14 protein-coding genes and 2 pseudogenes are annotated in these 17,317 nt (G+C 44.9%); 10 read left to right on the top strand and 6 right to left on the bottom strand.

All coding sequences use genetic code 11. From position 1 onward, the window contains the following. Nucleotides 1–60: 60 nt before the first annotated feature. Nucleotides 61–1,177 (top strand): peptide chain release factor 2 gene (gene prfB, locus P2A85_RS08700; protein WP_377478734.1). Its coding sequence is split into 2 segments (ribosomal slippage): nucleotides 61–132 and nucleotides 134–1,177, totalling 1,116 coding nucleotides; the frame shifts between segments, so codons are not numbered across the junction. 329 nt (nucleotides 1,178–1,506) lie between these two features. On the opposite strand, the gene P2A85_RS08695 is transcribed toward prfB, so the two are convergent. Beyond that, complete coding sequence (locus P2A85_RS08695; RefSeq protein WP_377478732.1) at nucleotides 1,507–2,178, bottom strand: hypothetical protein; 672 nt, start codon at nucleotides 2,176–2,178, stop codon at nucleotides 1,507–1,509. Nucleotides 2,179–2,333: 155 nt separating this feature from the next. Next, nucleotides 2,334–4,082 (bottom strand): pentapeptide repeat-containing protein, encoded by a 1,749-nt coding sequence (locus P2A85_RS08690; RefSeq protein WP_377478730.1) that lies wholly within the window; start codon nucleotides 4,080–4,082, stop codon nucleotides 2,334–2,336. 235 nt (nucleotides 4,083–4,317) lie between these two features. Here P2A85_RS08690 and P2A85_RS08685 point away from each other — a divergent pair. Continuing rightward, nucleotides 4,318–4,786 (top strand): annotated as a pseudogene (locus tag P2A85_RS08685) (RNA-guided endonuclease InsQ/TnpB family protein); the annotation flags it as partial. Nucleotides 4,787–4,982: 196 nt separating this feature from the next. Here P2A85_RS08685 and P2A85_RS08680 read toward each other — a convergent pair. Next, entirely contained in the window at nucleotides 4,983–5,408 is a 426-nt protein-coding gene (locus tag P2A85_RS08680) for a hypothetical protein (protein WP_377478728.1), read from the bottom strand. A gap of 220 nt (nucleotides 5,409–5,628) precedes the next feature. Continuing rightward, nucleotides 5,629–7,704 carry a protein phosphatase 2C domain-containing protein gene (locus P2A85_RS08675; protein ID WP_377478726.1) on the bottom strand — a complete coding sequence of 692 codons (2,076 nt, stop codon included), beginning with the start codon at nucleotides 7,702–7,704 and terminating at the stop codon, nucleotides 5,629–5,631. A gap of 314 nt (nucleotides 7,705–8,018) precedes the next feature. Between P2A85_RS08675 and P2A85_RS08670 the strand changes: the two genes are divergently transcribed. The 3 genes and pseudogenes from P2A85_RS08670 (at nucleotide 8,019) to P2A85_RS08660 (ending at nucleotide 9,305) form a co-directional block, all read left to right on the top strand. Next, nucleotides 8,019–8,450: an NfeD family protein gene (locus P2A85_RS08670; protein WP_377478724.1), complete on the top strand. Its 432-nt coding sequence runs from the start codon at nucleotides 8,019–8,021 to the stop codon at nucleotides 8,448–8,450. A gap of 11 nt (nucleotides 8,451–8,461) precedes the next feature. Beyond that, nucleotides 8,462–8,722: a hypothetical protein gene (locus P2A85_RS08665; RefSeq protein ID WP_377478722.1), complete on the top strand. Its 261-nt coding sequence runs from the start codon at nucleotides 8,462–8,464 to the stop codon at nucleotides 8,720–8,722. After that, nucleotides 8,692–9,305: pseudogene (locus tag P2A85_RS08660) on the top strand (SPFH domain-containing protein). Before P2A85_RS08665 ends, P2A85_RS08660 begins: the two are co-directional and overlap by 31 nt. A gap of 202 nt (nucleotides 9,306–9,507) precedes the next feature. On the opposite strand, the gene P2A85_RS08655 reads toward P2A85_RS08660, so the two are convergent. Continuing rightward, on the bottom strand, nucleotides 9,508–9,900 hold the full coding sequence (locus P2A85_RS08655) for a Fur family transcriptional regulator (protein ID WP_341736834.1): 393 nt from the start codon (nucleotides 9,898–9,900) through the stop codon (nucleotides 9,508–9,510). A gap of 138 nt (nucleotides 9,901–10,038) precedes the next feature. On the opposite strand from P2A85_RS08655, the gene purS reads away from it, so the two are divergent. The 4 genes from purS to sufD all read left to right on the top strand — a co-directional run bounded on the left by purS (nucleotide 10,039) and on the right by sufD (nucleotide 13,917). Beyond that, on the top strand, nucleotides 10,039–10,323 hold the full coding sequence (gene purS / locus P2A85_RS08650) for a phosphoribosylformylglycinamidine synthase subunit PurS (RefSeq protein WP_377478720.1): 285 nt from the start codon (nucleotides 10,039–10,041) through the stop codon (nucleotides 10,321–10,323). A 578-nt stretch (nucleotides 10,324–10,901) separates the two neighbouring features. Continuing rightward, nucleotides 10,902–11,603, top strand: coding sequence for a phosphoribosylformylglycinamidine synthase subunit PurQ (gene purQ, locus P2A85_RS08645; protein ID WP_377478718.1), 702 nt, complete (start codon nucleotides 10,902–10,904; stop codon nucleotides 11,601–11,603). A gap of 203 nt (nucleotides 11,604–11,806) precedes the next feature. Continuing rightward, nucleotides 11,807–12,598 carry a Fe-S cluster assembly ATPase SufC gene (sufC, locus tag P2A85_RS08640; RefSeq protein ID WP_340520986.1) on the top strand — a complete coding sequence of 264 codons (792 nt, stop codon included), beginning with the start codon at nucleotides 11,807–11,809 and terminating at the stop codon, nucleotides 12,596–12,598. After that, nucleotides 12,595–13,917 (top strand): Fe-S cluster assembly protein SufD, encoded by a 1,323-nt coding sequence (gene sufD / locus P2A85_RS08635; protein ID WP_377478716.1) that lies wholly within the window; start codon nucleotides 12,595–12,597, stop codon nucleotides 13,915–13,917. The genes sufC and sufD overlap by 4 nt, the downstream gene beginning before the upstream one ends. A 132-nt stretch (nucleotides 13,918–14,049) precedes the next feature. On the opposite strand, the gene P2A85_RS08630 is transcribed toward sufD, so the two are convergent. Next, nucleotides 14,050–14,730, bottom strand: coding sequence for a ComF family protein (locus tag P2A85_RS08630; RefSeq protein WP_377478715.1), 681 nt, complete (start codon nucleotides 14,728–14,730; stop codon nucleotides 14,050–14,052). Between the two features lie 72 nt (nucleotides 14,731–14,802). Between P2A85_RS08630 and P2A85_RS08625 the strand changes: the two genes are divergently transcribed. After that, nucleotides 14,803–17,274 carry a putative PEP-binding protein gene (locus tag P2A85_RS08625; RefSeq protein WP_377478713.1) on the top strand — a complete coding sequence of 824 codons (2,472 nt, stop codon included), beginning with the start codon at nucleotides 14,803–14,805 and terminating at the stop codon, nucleotides 17,272–17,274. The last annotated feature ends 43 nt before the right edge of the window (nucleotides 17,275–17,317 follow it).

Raw genomic sequence — 17,317 nt, 5'->3', positions numbered from 1 at the left:
TTGAAATATCCCAATTTCAGCTATAATCAATAAAAAACCCCACAAATAGGAGAACTAACAGTGGAAGTTCTAGACATCAAACACGGTATTGAAACATTGTGCGATCGCCTGGGTAAAACTCAGGACTATCTTTGACATCCCCGCACTATCCGCCAAAATCCAAGATTTAGAGCAAATTGCCGCTCAACCAGCATTCTGGGACGACCAAAACCAAGCTCAAGAAACTCTCCAAGAACTTAACGACCTCAAATCTCACTTAGAGCAATATCACGGTTGGCAAACTAGCTTGGAAGATGCCAGAGCTATCTTAGAATTGCTAGAGCTAGAAACAGACGAATCTTTGTTTCAAGAAGCCACATCCAACCTTTCTGAGTTAACTCGCGACCTCGATTCCTGGGAACTACAACAGTTGTTATCAGGGCCCTACGACCAAAGCGGCGCGGTTTTGACAATTAACGCCGGTGCTGGCGGTACTGATGCTCAAGATTGGGCAGAAATGCTGATGCGAATGTACACGCGCTGGGGAGAAAGTCAAGGTTACAAAGTACATTTAACCGAAATCTCCGAGGGAGAGGAAGCGGGTGTTAAATCAGTAACCTTGGAAATTGCCGGCCGCTACGCTTACGGTTATTTGCGATCGGAAAAAGGCACTCACCGCTTGGTCAGAATTTCGCCTTTTAACGCTAACGACAAGCGCCAAACCAGTTTTGCCGGTGTCGAAGTGATGCCGATTCTCGATCGATCCGTACAATTGGACATCCCCGAAAAAGATTTAGAAATCACCACTTCCCGTGCTGGCGGGAAGGGCGGGCAAAATGTTAACAAAGTAGAAACCGCAGTCCGCATCGTTCACCTTCCTACAGGTTTGGCCGTGCGCTGTACTGAAGAACGCAGTCAGTTGCAAAATAAGGAAAAAGCTCTGACGTTGCTCAAATCGAGGCTGTTGGTGATTGCGAAAGAACAGCGGGCGTCCGAAATTGCCGAGATTCGGGGCGATATCGTAGAGGCGGCTTGGGGCCAGCAAATTCGCAACTATGTGTTTCACCCCTATCAAATGGTAAAGGATGTTCGGACTGGAGTGGAAACAACTGCGATCCAAGAAGTGATGAATGGTGAATTAGACCCGTTTATTCAAGCTTATCTGCGGCAGGAAAATCAGTTGGTTAGCAGTAATTAGTCAGCAGTCAGTAGTCAGTAGTCTATGACTTGCACGCTAAGGCTAAAGAAACCGGGTTTTTTCATTAATCTACTGGCTGTAACCAAGGATTTTTGTAAAAAACCCGGTTTCTGATTCAGAATTTACTTTGAGTTTTATTCATACATAACTTGGGTTTTAAGTAAGTAGAAGGAAGAAGATCGAGGTGAAGAATGCTCATACAGCAAGCTTTTTAGCCACCTGTATCTTACGTTTAATTAGGTGGACTTACTTAATTAAACTATCTGAAGTTTTTGATGGCTCATTCTTGAGTGCATTCAATTTACAGCAATGCACCTGTTTATGCTATCTTATTCTAAACTCCTGTGATGAGATTTGTAATAAATAAATTCCTTGCTACTTTTACCTGCAACACCCTTGAGCTCTAGTAAAGGCTTGAATGGCAAATAATCTCCGCAATCCCCTTCGCAAAATATAACTTCTCCCTTCCGCTTCTTTGCCCACTCTGCCAATTTATTGTAATCAATCAGTGTGCTGCCATATCTGTAACCTTTACCAGCATTTTCTTTATAGGGCGGGTCAATAAACCAAGTTGCTTCTAGGTCAGGAGCTAGTGTATAATCTCCGCTAATAATTCTCCAATGCTTAACTTTGAAGAGATTTTCTGCCATGTATCGTTTACTGATCTCCCAATTTCTAGCTAAAACAGGAGTTATTTTAATAGTCTTGTAGTGAAAAGCCATTTTCGTGGCTGCATGAATAATGTGAAGTAACTCAGAACTCTTTTCACCAACCGCTAAATCAGGTAGGCTATTAATCTTTTGGGGTGTCGCCTCATCAATCAACCACTGCCAAATCTTAGAAACTTCCTCATCCCTCTCAATCAGGATAACTTCCTTCTGCCAATAATTTCCATAGAGTGAATAAGCTGCTGAACCTGCAAACGGTTCTATAATGGCATCAAAGTTAGGAGAAGGGTAATGTTTGGCTATTTGCTTTTTTCTGCCGTAGTAGTAGAACATTTACTCTTTATTTAAAATTTAATATATTTGAAAAGTATAGTAATATAAAATCCTCTCTCTTCTCTTGCTTCGCGTACTTCGCGCCTTCGCGGTTAAATCATTCCGATACAACCGGAATTGATCTAAAAAAATCAACAATTTTTCTAGATGTTTATTCATTCCCACAAAAGTGCGATCGCCAACCGTACCGCTTCCCCCATCATCGAACAGCGAACTCGATCCGATGCAGTTTTTTCCCAGTGCAACAACTGTCCCCTAAAACCAGCATCTTTCTTCGCACGCTGCACTATCGCCTGACAAATTACTTTTTTCTGAATCTGTTCAGTCGGGATACCTTGCTGCTTCAAATAATCCAACAGTCGCTGTACGCTATCTGTGAATTTATCCGGTGTCTGAGACATCAAAATAAAAGAAATTTGGCGCACCATTTTATGATAGATTTCTTGCCTTCTCTGCAACATATCCTGTGGCGGTGTTGGCGGTGTTGGCGGTGTTGGTGGCGTTGGCGGTGATGATGTTGACTTCTCATCCCCATTGGTTTCTGCAACGGCCAAGTCTAGCAAACCCAAAATTGCAGTACCCTTTGCTAAAACCTTTTTCAACATATCTGGATAAAGCTCCAAAATGCGATCGCTCAAAATCTTACCATTCACCAAACGATTCGCACTCAACCGTAATAAATGCTGCTCCTGAGCCGACTCAAAAAATTGAATATTCAACTTCAGTTCGTAACTCTCCAACTCCAGCCGTATCAACGTAAAAGCCAACGCATTCCAATTAGGATATTCAGCAAAATACACCTCTACAATTGAACTTTCATCTTGATGGTGCTTCCCAAATTCTCCCAACTCAAAATCCCGATCCACCGGAAAACGATTACCAGGAACTTTTGCAGCATAATCAAACTGATTAAAAACATATCGGCAGTCAACCTTAGACAAATCAACATCTTGAACTTGCCAATTTTGAATACAACAACCCGTAAGCTGCGCCCCCTCCAGATTCGTCCGAATCAAACGGCACTCGATCAAAAAAGCATCTCTTAAATCCGCCTCCGCCAACATCGCATCCATCAAATAAGCACCACTCAAATCAGCCTTCCGCAAATCAGCATTTCGCAAATTAGCTTCACTCAAATCAGCCCGCAGCAAATAGACTTGTTGCAAGTTAGTTCGCAGCAAATGTGCCTTTTTAAAACTAGCTTTCAACAGATAAGCACCGGAAAAATTAGCTCTACTCAAATCAGCATTATCCAGCATCGCTTCCGTTAAATCAGCCCCAGCCAGGATAGCCCGGTGCAAGTCAGCCTCACTTAGATTTGCCGATCGCATTTGAGCACCATTGAGATCGGCTTCAATCAAGTTTACACCGATTAAGATTGCCGAGCGCAAATTCGCTTCAACCAAGTGAGCTTCCCGCAAATTAGCACCAGTTAAATTAGCACCAACAAGACTAGCGCGGTTGAGATTTGCCTCCATCAATTCCGCCCCAATTAACTTAGCCCCGTCGAGTTTAGCCCTTTCCAAATTAATTTGGTCTGATTTCACATAGCTCAAATCCGCCGCGCCCAAATCCGCCTCTTGTAGCACCACCCAATTCATGTCTGCACCTTCGAGACAACACAAACGCAAATCCGCTTTCGCCAAATTTGCGCCGCTCAAATTAGACTTACTCAGATTCGCCCCTGTGATTACCGCACTGCGGACATCCGCGCGCCGTAAACAAGCCCCAATTAACTTAGCATTACTCAAATTTGACCAGCTCAAATTAGCACCAGTCAGATTAGCACCAGTCAGGTCTATTTCTTTCAGGTTGACACCGCTTAAACTAGCACCACTGAGGTCAATGTGAGCAAAGTTCCGCTCTCCCTGTTGATAGCGCTGTAAAAATTCATGTATTTGCATTCGGCAGATTTGTGGGCTAGCAATGAAGGCGTTGTATTACCAGCTTTACCAAAAAGCTGGGTTTAAAGCCCCGTCCTTAGAGGACGGCTTTAATTTAAGTGTAAAGATTTCTTGCAATCCGTAAGTTTATAGCCACAATTGCTCGTAAGCATGATAAAATCATCCCATGATTGTACTAGAGTTCAAATTAAAAGGCAAGCCACAGCAATACCGGGTCATTGACGAAATGATTCGCACGGGTAAAGCCATTGGCATAGATGTAGGGTTAAACCATTTCTTGACCGATAGCGATGGGGGAACAGTCCCAAATCCCCGGCATCTTCGTCAAAGTGAAAGAGCTTTAAAACGGTTGCAGAAACGAGTTTCTAGGAAAAAGAAAGGTTCTGGCAATCGCAAGAAAGCCATCAATAAGTTAGGCAGAAAACACTTGAAGGTCAGCAGGCAGCGTAAAGACTTCGCCATCAAAACGGCGTTGTGCGTAGTGAAATCTAGCGATTTCGTAGCCCATGAAGACCTTCAAGTAAGAAACATGGTGAAGAACCACAAGCTTGCTAAATCAATTAGCTCAGCAGCATGGTCACAGTTTGCTCTTCGGGTTGCAATATTTTGGCAAAGTGTACGGTAAAACAGTGGTTGCTGTAGCGCCTCAATACACTTCCCAAGATTGTTCAAATTGTGGTAATCGCGTTCTCAAATCCCTGTCCGTTATCAAAGCAGCAGCAGGAATATTTTAAGATGTCGCGCCTTTAAATTGTCTACTAAAATCGTGGTTAAAAAAGAGTCAAATTCTCTCCCCCTCTCCCTTTTTCCCCTTTTTTCTCCCTTTTTCTCCCTCTCGCCTCCTGTACCCACACACATTTTAGATGCGTAGCAGTTGACTATTCTCGCCGGAAAATGCTTTTAGAGAAAGCGCTGCAATTCCTGCTGTAAATATTGGCACCATTTAGTCGCTAGAGGAATTTCTGTAAAGGGAACCTGGACAGCAGCAGCATCTTTAGTATCTTTTAACAAAAATTCTAGGAATATCGGACTTCCAGCACTAGGCGGATTTTCTAAATCTACCACCGAGCCGTTAACTAAAAGTTGCAGGGACTGCACATTTTTCAAGGAAAAAGTTTGCAAGTTCACAGGTCCACTGCGAGTAGGCTTTCCCCAGGTTAAACAATCTTCTTGCTGACCTAGTACAGCATAAATATCGTATTTTGCCCGATCGAACTTTTCGGCCCACAGGCGATAGGCTTCCAGTTTTTGATACTCGTTCCATCCAGCCCAAGCCAGAAAAATAAAAATTGCTAGCAGTGGCAGCCACATTAAACCTCTTTCCATATTAATTGATTGTTGATTGTTGACGGTTGACGGTTGATTGTTGACGGTTGATTGTTGACGGTTGACGGTTGACGGTTGATTGTTGATTGTTGACTGTTGATTATCAATTATTGACTAACAACCTATTAAATTGGTATTAACCCATAACCAATAACCCATAACCAATAACTATTAACCAATAACTATTAACCAATAACTATTAACTAATAACTATTAACTATTAAGGTGACGTGCTCTGCGGGGGGGGTGGCAGTTCAGGTGAGGGTGAGGGAAGCTCCGACGGAGTAGCAGACGGACTTTCCGGCGGTGGCGGAAGTTGACCCGGTACTGGTTCGGAATTTTGGAGGCTTCGCACCCACAAACCTAAACCACCGCAAACCAAAACGATCGCCAACAGTCCCAGTAGCGGGAGCAAACGCTGGAATCCCGGCTGTTTTTGAGCCGGTTCCTCGGCGGGGGCAGTTTCTGGGTACAGCAACTGTTTGGAGGATTCTGAAAGTTGAGACTGAGACTGTGTTTGAGGCATCGAGAGTGATTTCTTCAATGACACCGAGCCCGACATCGGCCTTGACATCGGCAATGACACCGACGGCGACACCGATGCTGACTCCTCAGTCGGTTGAAATAAGATCAATTTCTCCGGCGACACCCGACAGTGAGTCATGACTACAGAAGTGTTGTCATAGCCGTTTTTCTCATTTCCCAGGTTAATCAGATACTCAACGGCCACCTCCAAAGACATTTCGCCCTTAAGTACCGCAGGGCCATAACTCTCCCAAGATTGCTCCACCCAGTCATTGTCGCTTAAACCGTCGGAACATAGCAGCAACAAACCTTCATCTTCCACAATAAATCGCTGAATCGTGGGTTGCAGGAAATCGCCGTCCCGCGTGCCCAAGGCTTGAGTCAGAGCTCCTGCATCGCTTCGCCTTTGGCTTTCCCAATACAAACTATGTCCGAGTCGCACTTCCCTAGAAGCCACATCGTCATCCACAGTCAGCCGCTGGCAAGAATTTTCTGCGATCCAATAGGCGCGACTATCTCCCACATTCACCAAATAGAGTTCGTGGCTATTATTCGATCGCACATCCTCAGAAACAACCTTAATTTTTTGAGGTAACTGGAGAGCCATCACCAAAGTTGTCCCCATGCGCTCCCGTAACTCCTTTCCCTGCTCGTTATTCTGAGCGGAAATCACATTATTGACAACTCTCACAATCTCTTGAAGTTGTTTTATGACCATTGTCGGTATCATCAACTCATCTTGTTCAGCGATTTCTGCCATGAAATTTTGAATCAAAGATTTCAGAGACTGCACCGCTAATTGACTGGCAACTTCTCCACCTTCGTGACCTCCAACCCCATCGCAAACTATGGTCAAATAAGGAAGCAATTTGTCATTTCCAGAAATTTTGCTGAATTTAAAATCCGCAGCATTCGGATAGCAACTATCTTCATTTTGAGAACGTTGAGGTCCGGTATCCGTCATCCCAAACACATCTAGATGTAAAGGTAATTGGGCGGCTTGTTCTAACAGTAAATCATTGAGTTCGAGGGCGATCGCCTCAAAATTCATGCTGCTGCGGCGCATAAACCGACAAATTTCTCCCAGTCTCGACTTTACCTGGGGTTGAGCCGATTCCACCAACCCAGACCACACATCTCCCAAATCCCGCAAAGTCGGCACAAAATTGCCCTGATGCAGTTCCAGCAACCGCACCCGCCAGCCTTCCACCCGTAAATTTTCCGGTACTAGCAAACTAGAAGCCACTCCTTGTTCCGATAATGGTGTCCACAGTTGCAGCATTTGCCAAAGCCAATAAACTTGTCGCACAGCGCTAGTTTTCGACCAAGCTTCTAAGATAGAAGGATATAGGCGACCAAAAGTGGTGATGGGTACATTTTCGAGCAAGAGTACATCGAAGGTTTGGGCTGCTTCTCCCAGTTGAAAAAAACCGTAGACTTCAGGTATATGAAGCCTTTGGGGATATAAGTGGAGGTAAGGCATAATTGCATCCGGCAGTTCTTCTGGGACGCTAGGAAGCAAATCTGGACGGCTATCGAGCCATATTTGGGGCGCGATCGCCAAATAGCGATCGCCGATGGCTTTACCCTGCGGCACTTCCTCCACATCTGGTCCCACCGCCCACAAATGTCGATAAATTAGAGGTGTGGAGCAAGCTGCACAGTGCTGTCGCCCAAAGGTATTGCGGGGTTCGGGACACCCAAGATTCGGGCAATAAATCGATTGTGAGAAAGTGTTCATCATAATATCGGGTAGTTTTTGTAAAAACATTCTGAAGATATATAGTTCCCTGGCCCCTATTTAATAGGGCGAGAATAAACTGATTTTAGCCCCTATCACTTTCTTAATTCCTAAAAATTGTCATTTCCACCACTGTCGATGGGCTAAAATTGTAATCTAAGTTACTAAAACTGGTATTGAGGGCGATCGAAGGCTCAGTCTGGCGATCGCCCCATCAACTTCATCCAGCTACCTCAAAAATCTAGCAACGATCGGAAATTGGCAAACCTTTACCAAGTTAGTCTTGAGCCATTCTGTAATCCTTTAATTCATCAATCAAAAATACTATTACCCCAACTCTTGTTATGCTGTGGAATCCTACGCTATTTTGGCTGATATCTGGGGCATTGCTCTGTTTGGCAGAACTATTTCTCCCTACTGCTTTTGTAGCTTTTATGATGGGACTGAGCGCCTTCGTGGTAGCTGGAATTTCTTTAGCTTTACCTTACGTTAATTTACAAATATTCCTGTGGATGGTCTGTTCGGTACTTTTTGTGCTAACTACCAGGCGTTTGATACCAAAAGGCAAGACAAGGGCGATCGAAGATGACAAAGAAGCCAAAACTTTAACAGAAATTCCCCCCGGAGAAGCGGGACGAGTAATTTATGAAGGCAATTCTTGGCGAGCACGCTGTGAAGATTGCGACACCGCTATTCCTCCCAACCAAAACGTAATTGTAGTCGGACGGAAAGGCACTACTCTGATAGTAGTTCCAGAAAACTTGCTGCATTCCTAAAAAAATGCCAAATGGTTGATGGAGAATTGGGAATCGGGAATTGGGAATTGGGAATTGGGAATTGGGAATTGGGAATTGGGAATTGGGAATTGGGAATTGGGAATTGGGAATTGGGAATGGTTCATGGTTCATGGTTCATGGTTCATGGTTCATGGTTCATGGGGCAACCCCCCCCTGCCCCCCCAAGGGGGGAAGGAATGGGGAATGAAAGTCAATACTCACAAATTATTAGGAGTCCACTGTGGAACAATTGTTTTTGTTTGTATTTTTAGCATTAGGCGGCTCTGCCCTCGCAGGTTCCGTCAAGATTATCAATCAGGGTAATGAAGCCTTGGTAGAAACTCTCGGTAAATACAGTGGGAAGAAACTAGAACCGGGCTTGAATTTTGTAACTCCGTTTCTCGATCGAGTAGTTTACGAACAAACCATCCGCGAAAAAGTCTTAGATATTCCTCCCCAAGCTTGTATCACTCGCGACAACGTTTCCTTCACTGTGGATGCTGTGGTTTACTGGCGGATTGTGGACTTGGAAAAAGCCTGTTACAAAGTCGAAAATCTTCAGTCAGCAATGGTTAATATGGTTCTGACTCAAATTCGGGCTGAAATGGGTCAACTAGACCTTGAAGAAACTTTTACAGCCCGTTCTCAAATTAATGAAATCTTGCTCAAAATGATCCCAATGCTCGCGAAGCTTTACAATTTTTGTTAGCTCAAAACTATCTTGATATGGGTTTGAAAATTGGCAGCAGCGACAGCAGTAAGGTGATGTTTATGGACCCGCGGAGCATTCCCGCTACCCTGGAAGGAATGCGATCGATTGTTGGGGAAGGTAGTAGTAATGAGGTAAAGAAATAGTCTTAAAATTGATAGTTTGTAACTGGTGTAACTGGTTCCCAGGCAGAGCCTGGGAACCTATGCCTAGAGGCTCTGCCTCGCTTCTTAGCACAAAAATTGGAGGCAGAGCCTCCGGATCTGCGTTACCAGGCAGAGCCTGGTAACGAGTAAACGAGTAGTTGCCAATTACCAATTACCAATTACCAATTACCAATTACCAAATTTAAGATTGTTGAGCGAGAGTACATCGATCGCACAATCCGAAAAATTCCAAAGTGTGATAATAAATCTTAAAAGAATGAGATTGCTGCAATTGGCTTTCTAAGTGGTGAACCGGACATTCGTCGATCGGAATTGAGGCGCCGCATTCGAGACAAGTTAAATGATGTTGATCTTGGTGGGCGGCACCGTAAAGAGACTCGCCACTAGCAAGAGTTCTGACGTGAACGAACCCCTCTCGCTTTAAACCGTCGAGGGAGCGATAAACGGTTGCTAAGCCCATGCTTTGGTCGCTGTTACGGAGTTCTAAGTAGATATCTTGCGCTGAGAGCGATCGATTCAAGTGCTTGAGCAAGTGTAAAATACGCTCCTGACTACGGGTGCGGTTGGTTCTCATAATTTTTTTGTGTAATCTGCTGGAATCAAATCTATCGCTGTTTCTAGGCTAGCTTACTTGGGGGAAAGGGCGATCGAGCAACAGCCACCTAGTTGTAGGATAAAATAGCTCTAACTTTCGCATCACCTACACATTGCTGTGACTCAAAAATATTTTGCCCAAATTTATGTTACCCTCCGCCCTTCGGTTTTAGACCCCGCAGGCACTGCTGTTCAGTCTGGTTTGGAACACATGGGATACGACAATGTTGAGCGCGTGCGCATCGGGAAGTACGTTGAAGTGACTCTGACTGCTGCTGGCGAGTCGGATGCGCGCGAACAACTCGATCGCATTTGCGACCAACTTTTGGCCAATCCAGTGATTGAAAACTATCGGGTAGAGTTGACTGAAGTTCCTGTTGCTATGGAGACAACGACAGCATAAATGCGATCGATCTTTCGGGTGTGTTTTAAAACCCGGAGATCCCCCCTAACCCCCCTTAAGAAGGGGGGGACAAGAGTATTCAGAGTCCTCGTTAAAAACACGAGAACTCCAAACACATCAAAGTCCCCCTTCTTAAGGGGGATTTAGGGGGATCGAGACTTCGATACAAACGAAGGTACTCTCGGTTTTCCGATACTTTTTTGCTAACGTTTGCTAACAAATACATAAGTTGAGAACTGATCTCAACTAAGGCGTATCAACCAATGCCCGTAGAAATCTCTACAAGCACTTGTACTATCAGCGTTCAGCTTGGTTTTCGCGTGACCGCATTTAGCCAATTTGATTATTTGCTTTGATACGCTCAGAGGCAACTTATTTAGATAGAGGTTGCTTACTACCAAGGTTTTTCACCTAAATCCGAGCGGCTAAATTCATTCTACATGACATAAAGACAAGAAGGCTAATGTAAGTGATTGTTGGCAAATGTCAGAAAAAGTCTTACTGTTAATCAACCTTCTTCCTTCTTCCTTCTTCCTTCTTCCTTCTTCCTTCTTCCTTCTTCCCTAGGACTTGTGCTTATGAAATTTGGAGTTATTGTTTTTCCGGGTTCAAATTGCGATCGCGATGTGGTGTGGGTAACTCAAGGGTTACTACACCAACCAACGCGGATGATTTGGCACGAAGATACCGATATTTCGGATATCGATATTATGGTAGTTCCCGGTGGTTTTAGTTACGGAGATTATTTGCGGTGCGGCGCGATCGCCCGTTTTTCTCCAGCGATGAAAGCGACTGCGGAACACGCCAACAAAGGCAAACTTGTACTGGGAATTTGCAACGGTTTTCAGGTGCTGACTGAAGCTGGTTTGCTCCCCGGTGCTCTGGTGCGAAATGCGGGGTTGAATTTTATTTGCGATCGCACTTCGTTGAAAGTCGAACGCAGTAATACTCCTTGGACTTCCGCCTATACCTCCGGTCAAATCATCGATTTACCCATCGCCCACGGAGAAGGCAACTATTATGCCGATGCCGATACTTTGGCCGAACTAGAAGAACACGATCGAGTTTTGTTTCGGTACTGCACAGAAGCGGGCGAAATTAACGATGCTGGGAATCCCAACGGTTCGTTAAATAATATTGCTGGAATTTGCAATCGGGCTGGCAATGTGTTAGGTATGATGCCACATCCAGAACGGGCATCCGATCCGATGTTGGGTGAGACTGATGGGATGAAATTGTTTCAAGGGTTGCTGATGTCAACTGTGGCTGCAATTTTATAGTTGATATTGGCCATATTTGGTGTAGGGGCGGGCGATGCCCTGCCCTTCGACTCCGCTCAGGAACCGCGTAGTCGAAGGGTTCACCAAAAGCCTTAAAAAGTGCAGACAGGTTAAATCAACCCGCCCCCACCAACCAAAAAGTCCCTGAAGGACTCAAGTCGAGACTACGAACCAAAGCCCATTGAGGCAAAGGAAAAAAAGAGATGATTGTTGAAAATAGTGAAGTAGTATTGTCAGTCCGCAATTTAACGGCGAATGTCGAAGATACCCAAATCCTAAAAGGTTTGAACCTAGAAATTAAATCCGGCGAAATCCACGCCATCATGGGTCCCAACGGTTCAGGAAAAAGCACCTTATCCAAAATATTAGCAGGCCATCCTGCTTATACGGTGACAGGTGGAGAAGTAACCTTTTTAGGGCATAATTTACTAGAATTAGCACCGGAAGAACGCTCTCTGGCTGGCGTGTTTCTAGCTTTTCAATATCCTTTAGAAATTCCGGGTGTCAGCAATCTAGATTTCTTGCGTGTGGCTTACAACGCTCACCTAAAACATCGTGGAATCGAAGAATTAGATGCTTTTGATTTCCAAGATTTGATAGAGCAAAAACTGGATATTGTTAAGATGAATTCTGCTTTCTTAGACCGCAGCGTGAATGAGGGTTTTTCCGGTGGCGAAAAGAAACGGAATGAGATTTTGCAAATGGCGCTTTTAGAACCGAAGTTAGCGATTTTGGATGAAACTGATTCGGGTTTGGATATCGATGCTCTCAAGATTGTTGCTGGCGGTGTGAATCAATTGTCAAATGCCGAAAATTGTATGTTGGTGATTACTCACTATCAGCGGTTGTTGAATTACATTATTCCTGATTTTATTCATGTCATGGAAGGTGGCAGAATTATCGCGACTGGTCCGAAAGAGTTGGCGCTGGAATTGGAAGAACGCGGTTATGACTGGATTTTAGAAGCAGAAGCAGCAGGAGTTGGCGCGCGATGATGAATACGCAAGTTGCTACTAGAGAAATGTTTTTGCCAGGTTTGGTAAATCAGTGCGAAAAGTTGGGGGCAGCTAATGCCAAAACAGCCGCTTTCGGGTTGCAGGAATTGCGAGATGCTGCGGCTGAATACGTGCTGGCGGCAAGTTTTCCGACGGTGAAGGATGAAGAATGGCGGTTTACTGATTTGTCTCCGCTATTACCAATTCAGTTTAATTTACCCCAGAGTAATCAGTCATCAATTAAGTTGTCTGATATTACTATGCCTGTGAAAAACAAGGACGATTTACCTTTAAGATTGGTATTTGTCAACGGTATTTATGCGCCGGATTTGTCAGCGGTTAATTTACCGGACTTTTATGTAGGTAATCTATCCAATGCACCGGAAAAATATCAGGCCCGCATCGCCGATGTTTTGAGCCAGCATAGACAACCAACAGAAGTATTTACTGCTTTAAATATCGCGGGTTTGCGGGATTCTGCGGTGGTGTTCGTGCCGGCTAATATGTCGATCGCCCTTCCGATTCATTTGCTGTTCCTGACCGCACCAGGGGCATCTCCCACGATGTGTCAGCCACACTGTGTGGTTATAGCAGAGCCTGGAAGCAATGTAACGCTAATTGAAGACTACGCCACTATTGGTAATATGGCGGCATTTACGAATGCTGTCACCGATGTGGTTGTCGGCGAAAATGCTGCGGTGAATCATGTTCGACTCCAACGGGAAGGTGGGGATGTTGTTCATATTGGCAAAAGTGCGATCGACCAATCTCGCAACAGCCGTTATACTTGTCATGCTATCAGCTTGGGCGGGAAAATATCGCGGCACAATTTAGAAGTCTTCCAGCACGGCGAAGCGACTGAAACAACTCTCAACGGCTTAACCGTAGCCTTTGGCGAACAACTATCCGACACTCACAGCTTGATTAATTTCAATCACCCCCACGGTAAAAGCCGCCAACTGCACAAGTGCATCATTGGTAACAGAGCTCGCGCTGTATTTAACGGCAAAGTTTTCGTTCCCAAAGCCGCCCAATTAACAGATGCGGGACAGTTGAGCCGGAATTTGTTGCTGTCATCAAGAGCTCGCATAGACACTAAACCGCAGTTGGAAATTGTGGCAGACAACGTTAAATGTTCCCACGGTGCAACAGTCAGCCAGTTAGAAGATGATGAACTTTTCTACTTACAAAGTCGTGGCTTGGATTTAGAAAGAAGCCGCTATTTGCTGATTGATGCTTTTGCCGCGGAAATTCTGGATAAATTGCCAATAGTAGGGGTAGCAAAAATGCTTTCTACCTGCGTGGCTATCCAAAATTAACTCATATTTGAACAGCCTGTAGGGGCGGGTTCGCCGATCGAGTTTGTCACCTACAGATAATCTCAATCCACCCGCCCCGCCCAACCGACTAATCGCGATCGACTTTTTTTCCCACCAGAAATTCAATCAATTTCAAGTTTTTCTAGGACTTGCAAGCGCAACAGTTCCATATACCGAAATTCCTGACTGCTTCAATACTTGAGTAGCCGATCGCACCGTAGTACCGCTAGTATAAATATCATCGACTAACAACACCCGATCGCCGGGAAGTCGGCGGCGAAAATCCTTACCCAAAATTAAAGCATCCTTCATTTGGGCTTGCCGCTGTGCAATAGAAAGTTGAAATAGTGCCTCAGTATACTTGATCCGTTCTAAACCATGTCGCTGTAAAGGCAAACCAGTTAACTCGCAAAAACTTTCCGCCAAAAGTTCCGCTTGATTAAATCCCCGCTGTTTCAGCTTTTCCTTATGCAGTGGAATCGGTACAACGGTTAAATTATCAATAGCTAATTCGGGAAAATTTAGCCAAGATTCAGCCATCCAGTAGCCCAGGGGTTTCGCTAACTCTGGGCGATCGTTATATTTCAAAGCTGCGATCGCCCGTTTCAGAGCCCCGCCGTACTCCCCCCACACAAAAACAGCCTTCTGGGAATCCCAAAATGCACCAGGATCGGCTAATCGACAGCCCTGAAGTTGCTGGCGACAGTAGGGACACAAATCTGAGGTAGCTGGTCGCTGACAAAGAGGACAGTTAGACTTAAGAAATAAATTGAGAAAAGATTTGACGAATCTCGTCCATTTTCGATGGTTCATATTAAAATTGCAATAAGTGATTAATCGGGAAAAATTAGAATTTTCAATCAATTTCCTAGAAAGGCTAACAGCGTGGACAACTTCTACTGGCTAGACAAAATTCAACTATCAGACAGAGATGCCGTGGGAGAAAAAGCATTTTACTTAAGCTGTTTAATGCAAAAAAATCATCCTGTCATACCAGGTTTTGTTGTGCCACCAAAAGCGTTTTGGCAGTTTCTAGAGTCCATAGACTGGCTGGAACCGCTGTTTGCAGACTGGCCAAACTCTTCACTGCACTTGAATGTCGATGAACCAAAACAACTCCAAGCCATCGCCCGCAGCATTCGCCGACAAATCACCTCCACCAAACTGCCAGATTCCTTACTCTCCACCCTGGATGCGGCTGTTTCTCAACTAAACTGCAAAGCATTAATTTTTCGCCCTTCCCTGACTACGCAAAACCCGAACACCGCCGGAATGCTGGAATCTCAAGCAGTGCGCGCCGAACCAGCAGCCATCGAGGCCGGACTCAAAGCAGCTTGGGCGGAACTGTTCAGAGCCCAAAGACTATTTTACTGGCAACGGTGCGGCATGAATGTACAGGAAATTAATCCCGCTGTTTTAGTGCAGCCACTCTCTTGTGCGATCGCCGCCGGTGCGGTGGAAACTAACAGCAATGAAGGCTGGGAAATCCAAGCCACCTGCGGTTTAGGAATGTCCCTGGCTAGGGGAGAAACCATCCCCGATTACTATCAATTGCAACCGGAAACAGGCAAAATTACCATCCAGCGATTGGGTTACAAAACATTAGCTTATCATCTCAAAAGCGACGGAATAAAATCGGAGGAAAAACCGCACATCGGAAATGGCAACACTTTCCAAGTTCCTAACTCTCAGTTTCCCAGACCAAATTCTGCTGGAAGTTGTTTGGATATTTATATATTAAGTGAAAAATTACAAAGTGAATATGTATTAAATCAGTATCTATTACTAAAATTACTCGATATGAGCATAAAAGCGAGGAGTGAATTCGATTTCGATCTAATTTTAGAGTGGACGATGAATCAGTCAGCAGAATGCAACGAACCGGAGTTTTATTTCACTCAAGTTCGCCCCTTGAAAAACAAAAAAGCCCCCCAAATATTGGAAAATCCGATCGAACTAGCCAACCAAAACTTAATTGCCCTAGGCAGAAACCCCAGGGTACTCAAAGGCTTGGCAGCCAGATCGGGAAAAGTTAAAGCAATTGCCCAAGTTATGACTAATTCCCATGCAGAAAAATCGGAATTTGTAGCCGGGGGAATTTTGGTGGCACGGGAAATTTATCCCCATTGGCTACCTTGGCTCAAATTAGCTGCTGGGATTGTTTGCGAACAAGGAGGTATGACCGGTCATGGGGCGATTTTAGCTAGGGAGTTGGGCATCCCCGCTGTGGTGGGAGTTGTCGGTGCCACTCGCGCGATCGAGACTGGGGATTCGGTGTGGCTAGATGGTGACACCGGAGAAGTTTTTGCATCCGCTCAAATTGAGGAAATCGGCCCTACAAACATCGGCAATTATGCAGAAATAGCCAATCATGCAGATTTGTCCATGACAGCAGCCAAAATGTCGATCGCCCATCACCAATTCCCCACAGCATCTCCATCCCCTCTCGAACCAAAATCTCAGCCACCAGAATTACCTCAAAATGTTGTCAGCGCGCCAACAGCGACTCAACTGCTGGTGAATGTCAGCCAAATTAGCTCCATCGAGCGTCTCAGAAATCTACCCATAGACGGCATTGGATTAGTGCGATCGGAATTAATGGCCATGGAAGCTTTGGAAGGTATAAATCCCCAACTTTGGTTGCAAAATGGTCGGGAATCTGAATTTGTGCATCGCATGGCGAATCAGTTAAATTTATTTGCTGCGGCCGTCTTTCCCCGTCCAATATTTTATCGCTCCCTGGATTTACGGGAATCGGGAATCCACGGTAGTTTCAGTTATACCTTTGAACCAGAGTTATTTGATTGGGAATTAAAGGTACTAAAAACATCCTGGGATTCTGGCTATACAAATATTAATTTACTTTTGCCATTTCTGCGCTCTGTAGACGAGTTTAGCTTCTGCAAGCAGCGTTTAGAAACAGTTTGGAAACAGCGACCTGGTGATTTTAAACTGTGGATTATGGCCGAGGTTCCTTCGGTGTTATTTTTATTGTCAGATTACGTGAAAGCAGGAGTTCAAGGAATTTCCATCGGCACCAATGATTTAAGCCAATTCATGTTAGGAGTTAACCGCAACTCGGCAGATATGGCTAGTGCTTTCAGTGGGCCCAATCAACCGATGATGAGGGCGATCGAACAATTAATCCTTCATGCTAAGGAGGCGGGAATTCCTTGCTCTATCTGTGGCGATGCTCCAGCTTTATATCCACAGATGATTGACTCCCTGGTGCTGTGGGGGATTTCCTCGATTTCTGTGAATGTGGACGCTGTGGAACAGACTTCTAGGGCGATCGCCCGTGCCGAACAGCGTATCATCCTAGAAGCGGCGCGAGCGAGCTTTAAAAATAATCATTAGATATCTCCCAAAAAGCTGCTTAATCACAGTCAGAATGCCTGTT

The sequence above is a fragment of the Microcoleus anatoxicus genome, assembly GCF_042465725.1.
GTDB lineage: Bacteria > Cyanobacteriota > Cyanobacteriia > Cyanobacteriales > Microcoleaceae > Microcoleus > Microcoleus anatoxicus.
This window is presented reverse-complemented; position numbering and strand designations above follow the sequence as displayed.

What these genes read in the sequence shown, in the direction of transcription:
- P2A85_RS08695 (WP_377478732.1), bottom strand. Translation starts at nt 2,178, where the DNA reads ATGTTCTACTACTACGGCAGAAAAAAGCAAATAGCCAAACATTACCCT.
- P2A85_RS08690 (WP_377478730.1), bottom strand. Translation starts at nt 4,082, where the DNA reads ATGCAAATACATGAATTTTTACAGCGCTATCAACAGGGAGAGCGGAAC.
- P2A85_RS08680 (WP_377478728.1), bottom strand. Translation starts at nt 5,408, where the DNA reads ATGGAAAGAGGTTTAATGTGGCTGCCACTGCTAGCAATTTTTATTTTT.
- P2A85_RS08675 (WP_377478726.1), bottom strand. Translation starts at nt 7,704, where the DNA reads ATGTTTTTACAAAAACTACCCGATATTATGATGAACACTTTCTCACAA.
- P2A85_RS08670 (WP_377478724.1), top strand. Translation starts at nt 8,019, where the DNA reads ATGCTGTGGAATCCTACGCTATTTTGGCTGATATCTGGGGCATTGCTC.
- P2A85_RS08665 (WP_377478722.1), top strand. Translation starts at nt 8,462, where the DNA reads ATGGTTGATGGAGAATTGGGAATCGGGAATTGGGAATTGGGAATTGGG.
- P2A85_RS08655 (WP_341736834.1), bottom strand. Translation starts at nt 9,900, where the DNA reads ATGAGAACCAACCGCACCCGTAGTCAGGAGCGTATTTTACACTTGCTC.
- purQ (WP_377478718.1), top strand. Translation starts at nt 10,902, where the DNA reads ATGAAATTTGGAGTTATTGTTTTTCCGGGTTCAAATTGCGATCGCGAT.
- sufC (WP_340520986.1), top strand. Translation starts at nt 11,807, where the DNA reads ATGATTGTTGAAAATAGTGAAGTAGTATTGTCAGTCCGCAATTTAACG.
- sufD (WP_377478716.1), top strand. Translation starts at nt 12,595, where the DNA reads ATGATGAATACGCAAGTTGCTACTAGAGAAATGTTTTTGCCAGGTTTG.
- P2A85_RS08630 (WP_377478715.1), bottom strand. Translation starts at nt 14,730, where the DNA reads ATGAACCATCGAAAATGGACGAGATTCGTCAAATCTTTTCTCAATTTA.